Raw genomic sequence first — 16,126 nt, forward strand, 5'->3', positions numbered from 1 at the left:
GAGGAAATAGAATGTCGGCAAAGAGCTTTTCACGTCTGGCCGCGGCCGGGCTTGCGGCCTTGATAGCGGGTGTGGGCGCCAGTGCTCTCGCCACCGAGCCATTGCGCGTTGGCGCCACATACATCACGAGCGGTCTCGACCCGGCAAAGGGATCGAACGGCTGGGCGCTTGTCAGCCATGGCGTGGGTGAAAACCTCTTCACCGTGGACCGGGAAGGGCGACTTGTGCCCGGTCTTGCCGAAAAAGCGGAACGCACCGGCGATCTCAGCTGGACAGTGACGCTGAAACCGGGCCGCGCCTTTTCCGATGGTTCGCCTGTAACGGCGGCTGCGCTTGCCGCCGGTTTCGACCATACATTTGCAACCAACAAGGCGGCGCTGGCAACGGGTGGAAAGCTGGATTTCAAGGCGGCCGACGACCTGACACTGATGATTACCACGGAAAAGCCGGTGGCTTTTCTTCAGGCACTTTTCGCGGAATGGCCGCTGATCGCCTACAAGCCCGCCACCGACGGGAAGGCGCTGTTCACCGGTCCGTATCAGATTGCGGATTTCAAGGCGGATACATCACTGACGCTCACGCCGAACACCCATTTTGCCGATGCGGATGCCCGTTCTACAGTTGATTTCCGCAGGTTCGGCGATGCGCAAAGCATGACATTGGCGCTGGAAGCGGGGGAACTGGACCTTGCCTTTGGATTGCCTTCAGAAGTCGTAAGCCGTCTGAAAACCAATCCGGATCTGACGATCAAGTCTTTCCCTGTCGGTTATCAATATCTCGCTTTCCTGAACACAACGAGGCCGGTTACCGCCGATATCAAGGTGCGCCAGGCGCTCGATCTCGGCTTCGACCGCAGGGAACTCGCCGCTGCGATCAATGGCGGTGAACCCGCGACCGGCGCCTATGCCGCCTATTTCCCCTTTGCCGGGAAAGAGCAGCGACAGACCGATCTTGCGAAAGCCGAAGCGCTTCTCGACGAAGCTGGCTGGACGAAGAACGGGGCAGGGAAGCGTGAGAAGGACGGCACGCCGTTGCGCCTTCTCGCCATTACCTATCCGCAGCGCCCCGACCTCGTCACCATGCTGCCGGTGGTCAAGGCGCAGCTTGCCAGAATAGGCATCGAACTCGATACGAAGGTCGTGGAAAATATCCAGGACGTGGCGGCTGCCGGTGAGTTCGACATCGCGCTCTGGGCGCAGCACACCGCGCCGAACGGGGACCCCGCCTTTTTCCTCAATTCGATGCTGCGCAGTGGTGCCTCGCTCAATTATGCGAAATACGCCTCGCCTGACTTCGATGCCATTCTCGACCGTTTCGCGACGGCGGGCGACGCCGGCGAACGCGCCACGATCGCGCTCGATGCACAGACGAAGCTGTTTGCGGATGTTCCCGCATCCTTCCTGGTCTCACCCGTCTGGTATGTCGGACTTTCGAAGCGGCTGCAGAACTACGAGCCCTGGGGCTCCGACTATTACGTCCTGCGGGCCGATATCGGCGAGGTGAAATAGGCCTGATGCAATTGCTCCGGTTCGGCATATATTCCGTGTTGGGAATGGTTGCGCTTTCATTCGCATCCTTCACGCTCATTGCATGGATGCCAGCCGATCCGGTGCAGATTGCCATTCGGGTCTGGAACCTGGCGGCCACGAGTGAAACCGTCGCGGCGCTGCGGGAAGGGTGGGGCCTCGATCGTCCCCTCGTCCTGCGCTATCTGCATTGGCTTGCGGATTTTGTCGCTGGCGACTGGGGGCGATCCTTCCGCACCGGTGAAGCCGTTTTTGCCGAGTTTCGTGATCGCCTGCCCGTATCGCTTCTTCTTGGCGTTTCCGGTTTGCTCGTTGCCATTGCCATTGCCGTGCCGCTCGGATTCAGCGCTGCGGCGCGACCGGGCGGTATTGCCGATCGTACCAGCCGGGCATTGTCGGTCTTCGTGCAGGCCGTTCCCGGTTTCTGGCTGGGCCTTGTCCTGCTCTGGGTCCTCGGCGTCCAGTTGCGCTGGATTCGTCCCTTCGGAACGGACATGACAGCGATCGTCCTGCCCGTCATTCTGATCGCTTCACATTCGGCTGCCGTCTTCGCGCGCGTCTATCGCCGGGATATGATCGAAACCACGCGGCAGCCGTATTTTCGCACCGCTCTCGCCAAGGGACTTTCGTACCGGCAGGCGCTCTGGCGCCACGCGCATCGCGGCGCACTTTATGCGCTGCTTTCGGCGGTGCGCTCGGAAGCGGGGTGGGTGATCGGCTCGACGGCAACCATGGAAATCCTCTTCAATCTTCCCGGCATCAGCCAGTTCCTGGTACAGAGCATCGCGGTGCGCGACCAGATGGTGCTGCAGGCCTATGTGATGGTCATCGCGCTGTGGCTGCTTTTAATGAACCTGATCGTGCAGCTGTTTCAGCGCCTTCTGGATCCGCGGCTCGCCTGATGGTCCGGTATATCGCACTCGCCATCCTGGCCCTTTTACTGCTTCTGAGCGCCGTCTGGCAGCCACGTGATCCGGACGCCGTGGATATGCTCGTGCGCCACTCCGGTATAACGGTGCAGCATCTGCTGGGCACCGACCATCTCGGTCGCGATCTTCTTTCGCGCCTCATGGCGGGCGGATGGCGCACAGCGCTTGTGGTTTTGTCGGTCGGCGTCATCGCATTTACCGGCGGCACCTTGCTCGGCGCCGGCGCTGCGGTGCTGGGCGGCTGGCAGGAAAGGGCGGCGTTGCGCTGTTGCGAATTCTTCATCACCGTTCCGACGCTCATCATCGCCCTGACGGCGGCCGCGATTTTTGGCCTGACGCCCATCACGGCCGGGGTGGCTCTTGGTCTTGCCGGCATCGGTCCGACGGCTCTACTTGCCCATTCACTCAGCCGCCGCGTGCTTGAACAACCTTTTATCCACGCGGCCCAGGCACTGGGCGTTCGGCCTTTGCGGATGGTTCTGCGTCATCTTCTGCCGAATATCCTGCCATTGATGGCGACCCATACCGGCAATCAGGCTGGTTTTGCCGTCACCGCCTACGCCTCGCTGGCCTTCATCGGGCTTGGCGCAGACCCCTCGAAACCGGACTGGGGCTCCATGCTGTTCGAATATCGCGTTTTCATCTTCGATCATCCAAGCCCGATGATCTGGCCCGGAATCGCGATTGCCGTGACGGTTGCAACGCTAAACACCGTATTCGACGCGCCGGATTGAATCATTTCGTCGGCGCTTATACAGGGAACAGACGAAGGACGACGCAATGGATGGCGGCAATTTCGATCTCAAGGAGGAAATCCGGGATTATTGGTCTAAAAGATCGGAGACCTTCGATCTGGCATTCGGACACAGGATCGCCGCCGGTCCGGAAGCCGAGGCTTGGCAGAAACCGATCAGGGAGCTGATCGGTCCGGGGCCGAAACGGGTTCTTGAGCTTGCCTGCGGCACCGGCGAGGTGACGCGCCTGATCCATGATCTGGGTCACGATGTTACGGCGCTCGACTTTTCGGAGGCGATGCTGGCGGTGGCGCGCGCCAAACACGCCGGCAAACCGCGGCTGCGCTTCATCATGGCGGATGCCGAAAACACCATGGAGCCCGATGCATCCTATGACGCGATCGTCTGCAGGCATCTGGTCTGGACTTTAACGCAGCCCGAACAGACGTTCTCCGAATGGTTCAGGCTTCTTCGTCCGGGCGGCCGGCTTCTGTTTTTCGATGGCGACTGGGCGACGCCGAAACCGACCGGACGCCTTGCGAGCGTGCTGATTTCGCTTATTGATCATGTGATGGGTGCTGACAGGAATTATGACGGCGCTCTGGGCAGTCGCCATGCGGCGATCATGAAGGAGCTTCCATTCGGCCGGGGGCTACAGCCCCAGATGCTGACGCCGCTGCTGATCGCTGCGGGCTTTGATAAGATAGAACTCCATTCCCATCACCCGATAGCGAAAGCGCAGCGGAAAAATGCCAACCTGCGCAACCGGCTGCGCACCTTCGTCTACAGGCGCTTTATTCTGACCTGCAGCCGGTCTTGAAGACGTGCCGAGCAGTTTTGAGCTGCCGCATTTGAGGTTGACGTTACATCCTGTTCTCGGCCACAAGGTGCCAAGCAACGGTTATATGCAAATGAAAAAGTCGATTCCCGGCCCCCTAGATTTGGCAAACGCCCGGCTTGAAGCCCGCACCGTCAAGCTGACCTATGGCGATCGGGTAATTTCTGAGAATTTGAGTTTTAAAGTCCCTGACGGCCTTTTCACGGTGATCGTTGGCCCCAATGCCTGTGGCAAGTCCACGCTACTGCGCGCGCTCGCTCGCATCATCCGGCCCGAAGCCGGGAGCGTCGTCCTTGACGGCAGGGAAATCGAACGTCTGCCCGCGCGCGACGTCGCACGCACACTCGGCCTTTTGCCACAAAGTTCGGTTGCTCCCGACGGCATCACAGTAGCCGATCTCGTCGCCCGTGGACGTTATCCGCACCAGTCTTTTCTTCAACGCTGGAGTCGGGCGGACGAGGAGGCCGTCAACCGGGCGATGCAGACAGCGCGGGTCCAGGAACTGGCCAACCGTGCGGTTGACGAACTTTCCGGCGGGCAGCGGCAGCGTGTGTGGATCGCCATGGTCCTGGCTCAGGAGACACCGCTTCTGCTGCTCGATGAACCGACGACGTTCCTTGACATCGCTCACCAGATCGAACTTCTCAATCTTTTGCGCGATCTCAACAGGCGCCAGGGCAACACGGTTGTGGCGGTTCTGCACGATCTCAATCAGGCATGTCGCTACGCTGATCACATCGTCGCGATGCGCGATGGGCGCGTCATCGTGGAGGGTGATCCGCGCAGCGTGATGACAGCCGATCTCGTACAGACCGTCTTCGGGCTGGCTGCTGTCGTTATCGACGATCCGGTGACCGGCGATCCAATGGTCGTGCCGCTCGACGACCCTTCGCCAGTCGCTTGAGGTCGAATTAACTCCGCTTCGATCGGGTCAGAAGCCACAGAAGATAAATACCACCGACAAGTCCGGTCATGCGGCCAATCGGCAGCACCAGGTTGGTGGCGAAGAGCTGCGTCAGCAAATCTGCAGATACCAGCAGGAACGCACCCATCATGGCGGAACCGATAACCGGTATGCCGCGGCTTGCTGTCAGTCTGGTCGCAAGCTGCGGTGCGGCAAGGGCCAAGAATGCGATCGGTCCCGCAGCACCTGTTGCCACGCCCACAAGAAGGACCGCACATGCGATCATGCCGAACCGTGTCCGTTCGACGTGGACACCGAGCTGGCGGGCGATATCATCACCCATCTCGATCATGCGAAGTCTGTTTGCGGCAAGGGCGGCAATCGGTATCAGCAGCAAGGCGCCTGCCACGACGGTTAAGGCATGATCCCAGTTGCGTGCATCAAGCGAACCGGCGAGCCAGAGATTGGCGGCGATGGCATTGTCAAGGCTGCCCTTGACGAGCATCAGCCCGTTGAGAGCGTTGAGTGTCGCTCCCGTACCGATACCGGTTAACACCAGCCGGTAGCCACCCGTAACCCCCTGCTTGAAAGACAGAAGGTAGACGAGTGTTGCAGTCACCAGCCCGCCAAGGACTGCCGACAATGCCACGGCAAGCGGTCCGCCGCCAAAGATCACGATCTGTGCCAGTGCGCCCGTTGCCGCGCCGGTGGTAAAACCAATGACGTCGGGAGAGCCAAGCGGATTACGCGACACTGACTGGAACACGGCGCCTGAGACACCAAGCGAGGCTCCCGCGAAGACCGCAACGAGTACGCGCGGCAGACGCAGGTTGAAGACGATCTGCTCTCGCATGCCGCCCTCTCCATCTCCGAGCACCGCTGCGATGACGTCAATGAAAGGTACCGGGACACGGCCAAGCGTCATGGTAAAGAGTGCCGCGAGTACGGTGGCTGTTGCAAGTAGAAGAGAGATGGCGACCGGACGCATCTCGACGGCGAACGACACGCGCCGGCTTCGCCAGACAAATCGCCGAGGGGTCGAGGACCGAGGGTGTGCGGGGCGGGTCACAGCTTTGATATCCGGTGGCGACGAACAAGGGCGATAAAGAACGGCCCGCCTATCAGCGCCAGCATGATGCCGACGCTCACTTCGCCGGGTGGGGCAATCACCCGCCCCAGCGCATCGGCACTTACCGTCAGCAAGGCGGCGATCATCATCGCATAGGGTAACAGCCAGCGATGGCCAGGACCCGTGATCAGCCGGGCAATGTGCGGTGCCGTCAGCCCGACGAAACCGATCGGTCCAGCACCTGCCGTCGCCGCCCCTGAAAGGATAATGACCGCAAGTGCCGAAAGTCCCCAGATGCGCAGCGGATTGCCACCGAGTGCCTTGGCAAGATCGGCCCCGAGGGCTGCCGTATCGAGCGCCTTCGTAAGTGTGAACGCAATTGCGGCCCCGATGGATGAAAGAGCAAGGACGGGAAGCAAGACTCCATACCCTCGTCCCTGCAAGGAGCCGACGGACCAGTTGCGGAACTCGTCGAAGACCTGTTCGTCGCTGTTTACCAGAACGATCTGCGTCAGCGACATCAGGACGACGGAGAGTGCGGCGCCTGCGAGGACAACTCGAACGGGATTGCCGCCGCGCGATAGATTGCCGAGGAGATAGACAGCTGCGCCGGCAAGAGCAGCACCTGCCATGCCAAGCGCCATATAGGCCGTGACGGAGCTGATCCCGAAAAGGGCGATGGCGCAGGTGATTGCCACCGCCGCTCCCGCGTTGATGCCAAGGATGCCAGGATCCGACAGTGGATTTCGCGTCAGCGCCTGCATGATGGTGCCCGCGACACCAAGTGATGCTCCGACCACGATGGCGAGCAGCGTGCGCGGGATGCGCAGCAGGCGCACCAGGAGATGATCGCTGTTTGCCGGATCAAAATCGACGATCGCATCCCAGGAGGTCGAGAGAGGTATCGGTCGCGCTCCGGCGACGATGCCAAAGATGACAGTCACAGCAAGCAGAAAGGTAAGCGCCCCGAGCCCGATCAACCGGTTACGGTCGATCCTGCGTGTTGGCGTCGCTGTGCCATCCAGCCGGTTCCGCAAGGGTGTCAGTGTCCAAAATTGGCAACGATGCCATCGACGATTTCCTTGCCGCTGTAATAGTCGATGCGGAAGGAATTGACGCCAAGCCCATAGACATGACTGCTCTTTACAGAGGGAACGTTGGCGAGAACCGGATCGTTGCGGAAGGCTGCTGCCTTGCGGTCATCCACCCGCAGGATGAAGGTGGTGCCCGCTTTAAGGTCGACCAGATGCTCGTAATTTGCCCAGACGAAGTCGTCGCGGCTTTCCGCCTGGGTGTGCCAGGCCGGATCGGGATCTTCGATATCGAAACCGAGCGCGGACAGAAGGGCGGCATGCGGGCCTGTTGCGCGGCCAATGGGGTTGCTTTGGCCCGCGCCATTGAAACTGATGATGTTGGCCTTCCCGTCAGGGATTTTGATTTTTGCGCGTGCTGCCGCAACGTAAGCATCGAAATCCTTGATCGATGCGGCCGCCTCCGACTCAAGGCCGGTTGCACGGCCAAGTTCTGTCGCCAGGCCCTGCCAGGAAAGTGCTCCATCGTCGACAAGAATGGTCGGGGCGATCTGGCGGAAGGCGCCGAGCTGATCCTTGACCGAACCGGCCCCGCTTGTCGTCACGACGATCAAATCGGGTTGTGCTGCATAGACGGCTTCGAGATCGACCTTGCCGGCTGGCCAGGCGTTTTCAACCTTGCGTTCGCTGGCCACTGCCGCCCATTGCGCGAAGAACTGGCCATTCGCTGCCGAACCGCTGGCAACAACCGGTGCATTGATTGCGAGAAGCGTGCCGGTCAGCGATACCGAAGTTGAAAGGATTTTTCGGGGCTTGGCGGGTATTTCCGTTTGGCTGCCATCGACATTGGTAAAGCTGCGCGGCCAGTTCTCCTCGGCGTTGGCGGCGGACCAGAACAGCAGGAAAGCAATCGCCGCTGTGATGATTCTCGCTGCGAATCGGCCGATTATCCCAATGCTCATGGCTGAATTCTCCGCTGACGACGTGGAAAAAGCAGGGGCTTCACCGTCTGCTTCTTGCCCGTGCGGGCGGCAGCATTAGCATCGCTGACTGGCGCTCGCCACCAAAAATATGAGTGCAGCGCACAGGATAATTCTGGTGGCCCCGTTCAGCCTCCGGCTGGACCGGCATGTCTTCGAAGCGAAGACGGTGGATAACCGAACCGCTTGCGAAAGGCTGCCGTGAAGTTAGAAAGGTGCACATATCCGGCTTCGAAGGCAATCTCGGAGATGCTGCGATTGCTGAAGAGAAGCGCCTGACGGGCCTCATCCAGCCAGCGGTTTCGGATGAACTCGTTCAGGGAGCAATTGTGCGCTTTGCGCACCAGGCGCTGCAGTGTTGCCTGGCTGGCGCCAAGCTCGCTCGCCATGGCGGTCACGGCAAGCTCCTGAGCCGAGTGGCGATCGATATAACGGACCAGTGCATAAATCCGCTGCTGTTCGGCCGCAGTCAGGTTGGTCGGCGGCATCACCGCCTCAGGGCTCGTACCGAATGCGGTCGTCAGCGCCTCATAGACGATGGCAAGCGTGTGGCTCTCCAGCAGCACGGACGAAAACGGCGGCTTGCGGGCAGCGATATCGAACATCTGCCTGGCCAGAAACTCGACCTTGCAATTGGGTCGCCATTGCCAGAAGCCCGGCTCCCCGCCCAGAAGCGCCCGGAAATTCGCTGGGGTTTCCGCACTTTCGGAAAACCGCTGCAGCCATTCGCGAGACATGCCGATGACCATTTTATCGAGATATTGGCCCTTGCGTGCCCGCCGGCGCAGGCGTGCACCACTCCCGTGCGAAACGATAATGGCCGATGACTGCCAACGCCCCTGTTCGGTCCGTTGCGGCATTGGCATCGGCACGCCGTTCAACGACGCTTCAACAAAGCCTTCGAGGAAAATCTTGATGCATACCTGCGCATCAAGCGCCACTTCCATATCGAGGTCATCGACCTGCATGCGGCGGCCGAAATTGGCGTGAATGCCGTCCATCCTAACCTTTCCGACGAGGCCGCAGGCAACGACTGCGTCGCCCTGATCACCACCGTCGAGCACGCGCACGCCGTTTTTGCGTAACTCGCGTCGGGTCAGGATGGGGTTCGGATCTGCTGCCACGGGCGGAAGAGGGGCGATGGCTCTGTTCACAGAGGTCTCCTACATAAGTTTATGCGCGGTTAACGAAAGCAGGCGCTTTCAAAACCTCTTATACGAATACATGAAATAAGCACTCAAGAATAGCCGCGACGGGGGACGTCCGGCACTGTTTGGCGCGTAACGAGCGACAATCGTGTGGAAATAGCCAGTCGTCCGGGGGTATGGAAATGAACGGAACTGAGATCAACCTGCAACGGCCGGCGATGAAGCGGCTGGCTCATATTCTGCTGGCAACCACCGTGCTGACGGGTATGGCGGCAAGTGCCAGGGCTCAGGATGCCACAAGCACCCGGAGCGATACCACGGAACTTGCGCCGATCGTGCTTGAGGGCGCGACCTACGAGACCGAAGGCACGAACAGCTATACGACCAGGCAGATAAGCGTTGGCGACAAAGACACGCGCGCGCTGCGCGAAGTACCGCAATCGACCACGGTAGTCACCCGCGAACGCCTTGAAGACGGAAATTTCTCTTCCCTCGATACGGTTATGCGCAAGACGCCCGGCATCGTTGTCCTCACCAACGATGACGGTCGTTCCAGCCTCTATTCCCGCGGCTTCGAATTCGACACGCTTTATATGAACGGTCTGTCGACGCCGGTTTCCTCGATTTACGGCACGCAGCCGGACATGGCTGTTGTCGACCACATCGAGATACTGCGTGGCCCCTCCGGCCTGTTCGGCGGTGCGGGCGAACCGGCCGGTGCCGTCAATATGCGCCTGAAGCAGGCGTCGGACGAATACAAGGCAAGCATCAATACGATCATGAGTTCGTGGGATGGCAAGCGCGTCGAGGGTGACGTTACCGGGCCGCTGACCAAGTCTGGCCGTGTTCGCGGTCGCCTTGTTGGCGTTCTCTCGGGCAAGGACAGCTTTGTCGATGGCGTCGACAACAAGGTTGGTGTTGTCTACGGGACGATTCAGGCCGATTTGACGGAAAACACGACCGCAACGGTCAGCATCAACCATACAAAGCGCGATATCTCACCGTTCAACGGTTTGCCGACGCTTGCAAACGGCACGCTGCTCGACCTGCCCACCTCGACATATACCGGCGCTGACTGGAACACCTTCGAAAACAATGTCACGCAATATATTGCCGAACTCGAGCACCGCTTCGAAGATGGCGGTCACGCCAAGATCTCGGCCCTTTATTCACATGTCGACGTTGATTTTCTGTATGCATATGCTGCCGGCGCGGCAAACGCGTCAGGCGTGGTCACAAGTGGAACACGGTGGCTTGCACGAGACTATGAGCAGGATTCGGTATCGCTCGACGCTCACATCAGCCGACCGTTCGAAATCTACGGCCTGGAAAACAACATTATTGCGGGCGTCGACTATCGCGGCAGCGATGACAGCCTGCGATCGGCAACAGGCGTGATTTCCGGCGCTCAAAGCCTATACAACTGGAATACACACCTCGCCAGGCCAACTGTGACTTTCGGCAGTGCGACGGAAACCGAGTCCGACCAGTACGGTATCTACGGTCAGTGGCGCATCAAACCATTCGATAAGCTGACCTTGATCGGTGGCGGGCGTTTCACCTGGTATGACGCCCAGTCCGGCAGCAGCGAAGTGAAGGTCAACGGCGAATTCACGCCTTATGCCGGCATTATCTACGATCTGACAGACCGTTTGTCCGCTTATGCCAGCTACACCCAGATTTTCCAGCCGCAATCGGCGGTCGATTCCTCGGGTGCGATCATCGATCCGCGCACCGGCGAGCAGTATGAGGTTGGCCTGAAGGCGGAACTGACCGATGGCCTGAATGCTTCGCTTGCGTGGTTCGATCTGACCGACGAAAACCGTGCTGTCACCGACCCGAACAATACCAGCTATTATCTCGCGCTTGGCAAGGCGCACATGCGTGGCATTGAATTTGAGGTCAATGGCGAAATCCTGCCCAACTGGGAAGCAACGGCCGGTTACACCTATACGGACACGGAATACAAGAACACGACCCGTGCGGCAGGATCGGAATATTACACGCCTGAGCATATGGTGCAGCTCTTCACCAAATACACGTTCGAAGATACTGGAAACTGGACCGATGGCTTCTTTGTCGGCGGTGGTGTGAAGCTATTCTCGTCATTCAAGAATGTTTCCCGTACTGCAGCAGGTGGCGCCACCACCATCAATGCGCCGGGCTACGGTGTGGTTGATCTGCAGGCCGGATACAAGTTCAACGAACATGTAACGGCCAGCCTTACGGTCAACAACGTCTTCAACAAGACCTATTACGAACGCGTCGGCGGTACTTCGGTCTTTAACTTCTACGGCGAACCACGCAGCTTTGTCTTCAAGATCGGCACGACGTTCTGACTTGATCAAATATGGGCTTGAATGAACGCGACCCGGAGCATCTGCTTCGGGTCGCTGGCATTTCAGTCGGCTTGTCAGTCACATGGTTCCAGTTCGTCGAAGGCCATCGCCCGTACGCGCCTGGCGCCATGCATGAGCATGTCAAGATGGTCATGGTCGGCCGCAACGGTCAGATCGACCCGCAGGTCTGGATTGGCGCGCGCGATAAGTCCGGCCGCTTCCACTGCATTGTCCACCATCGCCCGCCGCGAAAGGTGCTCCTGCCGTCCTGCCGGCAATGCATGCTCAGCGTATTGTTCGTCCTTACCGACAGTAATGACCAAACGCTCGGCTGAACCGGTCACCGCGTTACCCCGCATCTGGCGCATCATCATGAAATCACTGAACCACAGTGACGGGCTTGCTGCCCAGTAGCGCTGGAAATATTTCGGACAGGAAAGCAGTGTATGGACGGCAAAAAGGCCGCCATAAGAAAAACCGAACAATGTTTGTCTTGTGGGATCAAGGGGGTAGAGTTCGGACAGGCTCGCACGGAGTTCCTCGGCAATGAAATGAAGGAAATCCTCCGAGCCACCGAAATCGACCGATACCATGTCGCCGGTCTCGCGATCCGGCCGCGGCGTGTAGTTGCGTGCACGGGCAGGTGCATCGAAAGGCGAGCCGCCGGGAAAACCTATCGCGATCGTCAGCCCCGCGCTGCTCGCCGCCGGCACCTGAAAAAGCCCGTGTGCGGGCTGGCTGAAAATGAGCGGAAAGCTGGCGTCTCCATCCAGCATCCACAGCGCAGGATAACCTGCTTTGGGGGGTGGTCCGGGAGGAAGTCGGATCAATATCCTGTAGTTTTCACCGGTACGCCGGGACTGAATTTCGAAAGTCCGCGCAGCCGGAAGTTCTACCGGTTGCCATTCGCTCATTCGCTTTTCCATCATGTGATCTTCAACCGGCGGCTCATTATGAGGTCATCCGGCAGCCTGTAGCCGAACTGACATAGATTCTCGCCGAAAACTATCAGATATCAGTGGGTTATGATACTGGGCCAGTTCATCGCAATAATTGTCTTGTCGGCAAACCCTGTCGCCGCCGCCCGCCTTCGTCAAGGCCAAACAGGTGCGCCGTCCAATCCCGCGGTTTCTGGCAGGCCGCAGATCAGGTTCGCATTCTGCACCGCCTGGCCTGCCGCGCCTTTGCCGAGATTGTCGACCACGCCCATCGCGATTACCAAGTTGCGCTCCGGGTCGGCCGCATAGCTGACGAATGCGAGGTTCGATCCGGTAGCCCATTTGGTCTGTGGCGGCTTGTGGCGGTTTCCCGTCGCGACCCGTGTTGTACACGATAGTAAATATGGCAAGGCAGGCAGGTGCGCCGGCCTACCATTGGGGAGACATGGATGGGGGCGGGGTGTGCATCTTTCGCTACATTGAGCAACATCTTGAATGGATCGGAGTAAGCTTGCAGCCGCATATGATGAATGTAGATCTTCTTCGGCAAATCGCTTTGTCAGCGACATGGCGGAGAGCGCGATCGCAGAGCTTGCTTCGTTTATTGAGCAGGTAGGTCTCGTACACGAACAGGAGGAATTTGATCCCAAAAGTCCCCTTGCAACTTCACGGCAGGTCCGGCCGTAATATTCTTGGCGACATCAACTATGGCGAACGCCATCCCTTGGTGCGCTCTTTTTCTTGAAGAACTGTTGTGAGGGAGGGATAGACGATTCGTAGATTGGCGATGGCCCTGAATTTACCAGTCTCTGTTTGCTCAGCCCCCCGCAACCAAAATCTTCAAGACTGTCAAAGGGCTCCGAGGAAACTCGGAGCCCTTTTTGCATTCGCTGTGGTTGCTCACAAAATCAATCGCGCTACCTACGCCACGACCAACTCCATCTTCGGCATTGCCATGAACCGCAAAACCGTGATGATGCACAATCATTCCACTTCGGACAAAAAACCGCCGTGACCACTGATCCTTTGCATATCCTCAAGACCGTCTATGGCTACGATGCGTTTCGCGGAAGGCAGGCCGACATTATTCGGCACGTAATGGCGGGATACAATGCCTTCGTTTTGATGCCGACGGGCCTTCCGACAGGCCCGATCTATGCCAGTGGCACCGCGGGGCAGCTCTAGGATATGCCGGATCGAACTCTTTGCTTGACCGCCGTGTTTCTGATGATCGGCTGCTTCGCGTTGATTGCTTCTAAAGCGGTTGCTGCGCCAAAGCGGGACGATCAAGTCCGTACCGATGTCGGTGGATTCAAGCTCAATAGCGTCCTGGTCGAGAATGGTCGGAAGCCAGACTTGCCACCAATCGTCTTTATTCATGGCGCCAGCGCCAGCCTTTACGATCCGATGTTCTCGTTTCGGAAAAAGCTCCAGGAACGGGCCAAGCTGTTGTTCGTCGATCGCCCGGGTCACGGCAATTCCGACGTCGGTGGTGAGCAGAACATTTTGCCCGACGGTCAAGCCGACTCCATTGCCGCCCTCATGCAGAAGCGAGGCATAAACCGCGCTATTATTGTCGGTCACTCCTTCGGGGGAGCAATTGCCGCGTCCTTCGCCGTTCGCCATCCGGATATGGTCTTAGGCCTCGTCTTCCTGTCTCCGGCGGTCTACCCATGGAATAGCGGGATCGCCTGGTACTACGAGGCCGCCAGCGCCCCGATCACAGGCACTCTATTCAGCACTCTTATCGTGCCACCTATCGGGCTTATGGCGATCGATAATGCCACGAAAGGCGTCTTTGCTCCGAACCCGGTTCCCGCCGACTACATCGACAAGACACGTGCCCTGCAAGCGTTGCGGCCGCTCGCATTTCGGCACAACGCGAGAGAGGTTGCGGCTTTGAGCGATTGGGCCAGAGCGGCTTCGGTGAATTACCACAAAATCAAAGTGCCTACGGTCATCATCACTGGTGATACTGATAGTATCGTCTCCCCTGAGGTCCACTCCCGTCATCTCGCCCGCGATATTCGTGGTGCTCGTCTGATCGTCGTGCACAATCTCGGGCACAAGTCGGATTTCGTCGCCAGCGATCTGGCAATCGCGGCGATCGAGACGGTTGCGGGCCGCAAGTCGGACCTCAACGCCGTAAAAAGGGATGTCGAGCAGAGGATAGCACGTGACGGCAAGGATTGATGTCTGGCAGCGGCGCTGCCAGTGGGGACTATCCGGCGTCTATGGTCTCGCGGGCATTCTGCATCTCGTCCTGCCCAAACCTTTCCTCGGTATCACGCCTGCCTGGGTTCCTGAGCCGGAGGCCGTTATTTTCCTGACCGGTCTGTGTGAGATTGCCGGTGCGGTCGGACTTCTGGTGCCACGGCTGCGGAAAGCCGCCGGCATTGGCCTGGCACTCTATGCAATCTGCGTATTCCCGGCCAATATCAAGCATGCCATCGACAGCCTTGGTGCAGCGACTGTTTCGCCATGGCAATGGTCCTACCATCTCATCCGATTGCCTTTGCAGCCTTACCTGGTGTGGTTGGCGCTCTTCGCGGGAAACATCGTCGTCTGGCCATTCAGGCGTGGCGAAAAATAACTTTGATATCGTCTGACGAAATTCGCAAAGTTTCATCGTCGGCGGATGCCTTCTGAAGGCCAGGGAAAGCATGGGCACGATCACGCTCACCGACGAAATGGGTGTGTTGCGCACGTGACGATCGCCGACGTCAAACAATCCAACGGCGTCATTTATGTCATCGACAAGGTTCTTCTGCGCAAGATGTGGTCCGGGGCCATTCCATCATCAGAAAGGCCGGCGACACTTGAGGGCCGGCCGTTTCAGTTTCATCGTTGAACGTCTGCCGAATTACATGTTCGGCAGAACGGCGATGTCTCGCACTTCGTTGTCGAGCCCTGTGATCGGGCCGACTTCGGTTGCCGCGCCGGTTGCGAGGTTAACCGTGTAGAGCGTCTTGGATGCGGCGAGATAGGCCACGTTCTTGCCGTCCGCCATGCCCTGAATATCAAAGGCATAGGTCGCAGGCTTATCTTTGAGGCCGAGCTTGCCGATTGCTTTCAGCGTGCCGTCATTCGGCTTGGTCTGCTGGATCAGCGCGCCGATCGTGGCATCGATATTATACATGGCGGTCTTTTCAGGCTTGCCGACGGAGTTGGTATAGGCAGCAGCGACGATGTTCGGGGTCTCGCCCTTGTGCATGTCGCCCTCCTCGAAGGCAAGCACACCGTCAACCGTTACAGCGCCAGTATCCGGGTGGACGCGATGGTTGGTCGTTCCGGTCATGAAGCGCAGCCGATCGGCCATAGGGTTGAAGTCGACCACGACAGGGGCTTGCGTCATGGTCAGCATCTTGTCCATCTTGGCAACATCGGTGGCGACGCCTGTTTCGAGATTGATCGAGACGATGCGATGATCCGGGGTGATGCCGATCACCGTCTTGTTGCCGGGGCGGAAGTCGATGCCGACAAGCTTGTCGACGCCAGTCACGTCCATCTTTTTCGTCACCGCCGGTTTCTCCGTATCGAAGATGACGAGCGTCCTGTCGCCGGTCAGGCCGAGGACGGGGGCCGCGAATGCGGTCGATGCCACTGCGATGGAAGCAGCGGAGGCAATCAGTGCGAAACGAATGATCTTCATGTCTTTCTCCCGTGTTGAACCGTTCGGAGGTCGTGTAG

The 16,126-nt window shown here is 58.9% G+C and carries 15 protein-coding genes and 2 pseudogenes; 10 read left to right on the top strand and 7 right to left on the bottom strand.

The window, feature by feature from the left end; translation table 11 throughout:
- The first annotated feature begins 11 nt into the window (after nucleotides 1-11).
- The 5 genes from CFBP4996_RS20370 to CFBP4996_RS20390 all read left to right on the top strand — a co-directional run bounded on the left by CFBP4996_RS20370 (nucleotide 12) and on the right by CFBP4996_RS20390 (nucleotide 4,931).
- Nucleotides 12-1,508: an ABC transporter substrate-binding protein gene (locus tag CFBP4996_RS20370; RefSeq protein WP_080854025.1), complete on the top strand. Its 1,497-nt coding sequence runs from the start codon at nucleotides 12-14 to the stop codon at nucleotides 1,506-1,508.
- Nucleotides 1,509-1,513: 5 nt separating this feature from the next.
- Nucleotides 1,514-2,428 carry an ABC transporter permease gene (locus CFBP4996_RS20375; protein ID WP_272868920.1) on the top strand — a complete coding sequence of 305 codons (915 nt, stop codon included), beginning with the start codon at nucleotides 1,514-1,516 and terminating at the stop codon, nucleotides 2,426-2,428.
- Nucleotides 2,428-3,189 (top strand): ABC transporter permease, encoded by a 762-nt coding sequence (locus CFBP4996_RS20380; RefSeq protein WP_080854024.1) that lies wholly within the window; start codon nucleotides 2,428-2,430, stop codon nucleotides 3,187-3,189. The genes CFBP4996_RS20375 and CFBP4996_RS20380 overlap by 1 nt, the downstream gene beginning before the upstream one ends.
- Nucleotides 3,190-3,235: 46 nt before the next feature.
- Nucleotides 3,236-4,009, top strand: a complete 774-nt coding sequence (locus CFBP4996_RS20385; protein ID WP_080854023.1) for a class I SAM-dependent methyltransferase — start codon at nucleotides 3,236-3,238, stop codon at nucleotides 4,007-4,009.
- Nucleotides 4,010-4,100: 91 nt separating this feature from the next.
- The gene (locus CFBP4996_RS20390) at nucleotides 4,101-4,931 is read left to right on the top strand and encodes an ABC transporter ATP-binding protein (protein WP_080854835.1); all 831 of its coding nucleotides are present in this window, start codon (nucleotides 4,101-4,103) and stop codon (nucleotides 4,929-4,931) included.
- A 7-nt stretch (nucleotides 4,932-4,938) separates the two neighbouring features.
- On the opposite strand, the gene CFBP4996_RS20395 is transcribed toward CFBP4996_RS20390, so the two are convergent.
- From CFBP4996_RS20395 to CFBP4996_RS20410, 4 genes are all read right to left on the bottom strand, one after another.
- Complete coding sequence (locus CFBP4996_RS20395) at nucleotides 4,939-5,937, bottom strand: FecCD family ABC transporter permease (protein WP_233283582.1); 999 nt, start codon at nucleotides 5,935-5,937, stop codon at nucleotides 4,939-4,941.
- Between the two features lie 59 nt (nucleotides 5,938-5,996).
- Nucleotides 5,997-7,037, bottom strand: coding sequence for a FecCD family ABC transporter permease (locus tag CFBP4996_RS20400; RefSeq protein ID WP_233283583.1), 1,041 nt, complete (start codon nucleotides 7,035-7,037; stop codon nucleotides 5,997-5,999).
- A gap of 5 nt (nucleotides 7,038-7,042) precedes the next feature.
- Nucleotides 7,043-7,993, bottom strand: coding sequence for a Fe2+-enterobactin ABC transporter substrate-binding protein (fepB, locus tag CFBP4996_RS20405; RefSeq protein ID WP_080854021.1), 951 nt, complete (start codon nucleotides 7,991-7,993; stop codon nucleotides 7,043-7,045).
- A 146-nt stretch (nucleotides 7,994-8,139) separates the two neighbouring features.
- Nucleotides 8,140-9,165, bottom strand: a complete 1,026-nt coding sequence (locus CFBP4996_RS20410) for an AraC family transcriptional regulator (protein ID WP_137396276.1) — start codon at nucleotides 9,163-9,165, stop codon at nucleotides 8,140-8,142.
- A gap of 176 nt (nucleotides 9,166-9,341) precedes the next feature.
- Between CFBP4996_RS20410 and CFBP4996_RS20415 the strand changes: the two genes are divergently transcribed.
- Nucleotides 9,342-11,498 (top strand): TonB-dependent siderophore receptor, encoded by a 2,157-nt coding sequence (locus CFBP4996_RS20415; protein WP_162936055.1) that lies wholly within the window; start codon nucleotides 9,342-9,344, stop codon nucleotides 11,496-11,498.
- A gap of 74 nt (nucleotides 11,499-11,572) precedes the next feature.
- Here CFBP4996_RS20415 and CFBP4996_RS20420 read toward each other — a convergent pair whose 3' ends face one another.
- Entirely contained in the window at nucleotides 11,573-12,412 is an 840-nt protein-coding gene (locus tag CFBP4996_RS20420) for an alpha/beta hydrolase (RefSeq protein WP_162936054.1), read from the bottom strand.
- Nucleotides 12,413-12,591: 179 nt separating this feature from the next.
- A pseudogene (locus CFBP4996_RS20425) lies at nucleotides 12,592-12,795 on the bottom strand (N-acetyl-gamma-glutamyl-phosphate reductase); the annotation flags it as partial.
- Between the two features lie 44 nt (nucleotides 12,796-12,839).
- Between CFBP4996_RS20425 and CFBP4996_RS29560 the strand changes: the two are divergent.
- From CFBP4996_RS29560 to CFBP4996_RS20440, 4 genes and pseudogenes are all read left to right on the top strand, one after another.
- Complete coding sequence (locus CFBP4996_RS29560; protein WP_080854017.1) at nucleotides 12,840-13,052, top strand: Wadjet anti-phage system protein JetD domain-containing protein; 213 nt, start codon at nucleotides 12,840-12,842, stop codon at nucleotides 13,050-13,052.
- 572 nt (nucleotides 13,053-13,624) lie between these two features.
- A complete protein-coding gene (locus tag CFBP4996_RS20430; protein ID WP_080854016.1) occupies nucleotides 13,625-14,629 on the top strand; it encodes an alpha/beta fold hydrolase in 1,005 nt (334 codons plus the stop codon).
- Nucleotides 14,613-15,029 (top strand): DoxX family protein, encoded by a 417-nt coding sequence (locus tag CFBP4996_RS20435; RefSeq protein ID WP_080854015.1) that lies wholly within the window; start codon nucleotides 14,613-14,615, stop codon nucleotides 15,027-15,029. Before CFBP4996_RS20430 ends, CFBP4996_RS20435 begins: the two co-directional genes overlap by 17 nt.
- 37 nt (nucleotides 15,030-15,066) lie before the next feature.
- Nucleotides 15,067-15,215 (top strand): annotated as a pseudogene (locus CFBP4996_RS20440) (fasciclin domain-containing protein); the annotation flags it as partial.
- A gap of 84 nt (nucleotides 15,216-15,299) precedes the next feature.
- Here CFBP4996_RS20440 and CFBP4996_RS20445 read toward each other — a convergent pair.
- The gene (locus CFBP4996_RS20445) at nucleotides 15,300-16,088 is read right to left on the bottom strand and encodes a DUF4394 domain-containing protein (RefSeq protein WP_080854014.1); all 789 of its coding nucleotides are present in this window, start codon (nucleotides 16,086-16,088) and stop codon (nucleotides 15,300-15,302) included.
- Nucleotides 16,089-16,126: the final 38 nt, after the last annotated feature.

This window comes from Agrobacterium leguminum (assembly GCF_005144435.2).
Lineage (GTDB): Bacteria > Pseudomonadota > Alphaproteobacteria > Rhizobiales > Rhizobiaceae > Agrobacterium > Agrobacterium leguminum.

Bases quoted from the DNA above. Each gene is read 5' to 3' on its own strand.
- CFBP4996_RS20370 (WP_080854025.1), top strand. From the start codon at position 12: ATGTCGGCAAAGAGCTTTTCACGTCTGGCCGCGGCCGGGCTTGCGGCC.
- CFBP4996_RS20375 (WP_272868920.1), top strand. From the start codon at position 1,514: ATGCAATTGCTCCGGTTCGGCATATATTCCGTGTTGGGAATGGTTGCG.
- CFBP4996_RS20380 (WP_080854024.1), top strand. From the start codon at position 2,428: ATGGTCCGGTATATCGCACTCGCCATCCTGGCCCTTTTACTGCTTCTG.
- CFBP4996_RS20385 (WP_080854023.1), top strand. From the start codon at position 3,236: ATGGATGGCGGCAATTTCGATCTCAAGGAGGAAATCCGGGATTATTGG.
- CFBP4996_RS20390 (WP_080854835.1), top strand. From the start codon at position 4,101: ATGAAAAAGTCGATTCCCGGCCCCCTAGATTTGGCAAACGCCCGGCTT.
- fepB (WP_080854021.1), bottom strand. From the start codon at position 7,993: ATGAGCATTGGGATAATCGGCCGATTCGCAGCGAGAATCATCACAGCG.
- CFBP4996_RS20415 (WP_162936055.1), top strand. From the start codon at position 9,342: ATGAACGGAACTGAGATCAACCTGCAACGGCCGGCGATGAAGCGGCTG.
- CFBP4996_RS20420 (WP_162936054.1), bottom strand. From the start codon at position 12,412: ATGAGCGAATGGCAACCGGTAGAACTTCCGGCTGCGCGGACTTTCGAA.
- CFBP4996_RS29560 (WP_080854017.1), top strand. From the start codon at position 12,840: ATGGCAAGGCAGGCAGGTGCGCCGGCCTACCATTGGGGAGACATGGAT.
- CFBP4996_RS20430 (WP_080854016.1), top strand. From the start codon at position 13,625: ATGCCGGATCGAACTCTTTGCTTGACCGCCGTGTTTCTGATGATCGGC.
- CFBP4996_RS20445 (WP_080854014.1), bottom strand. From the start codon at position 16,088: ATGAAGATCATTCGTTTCGCACTGATTGCCTCCGCTGCTTCCATCGCA.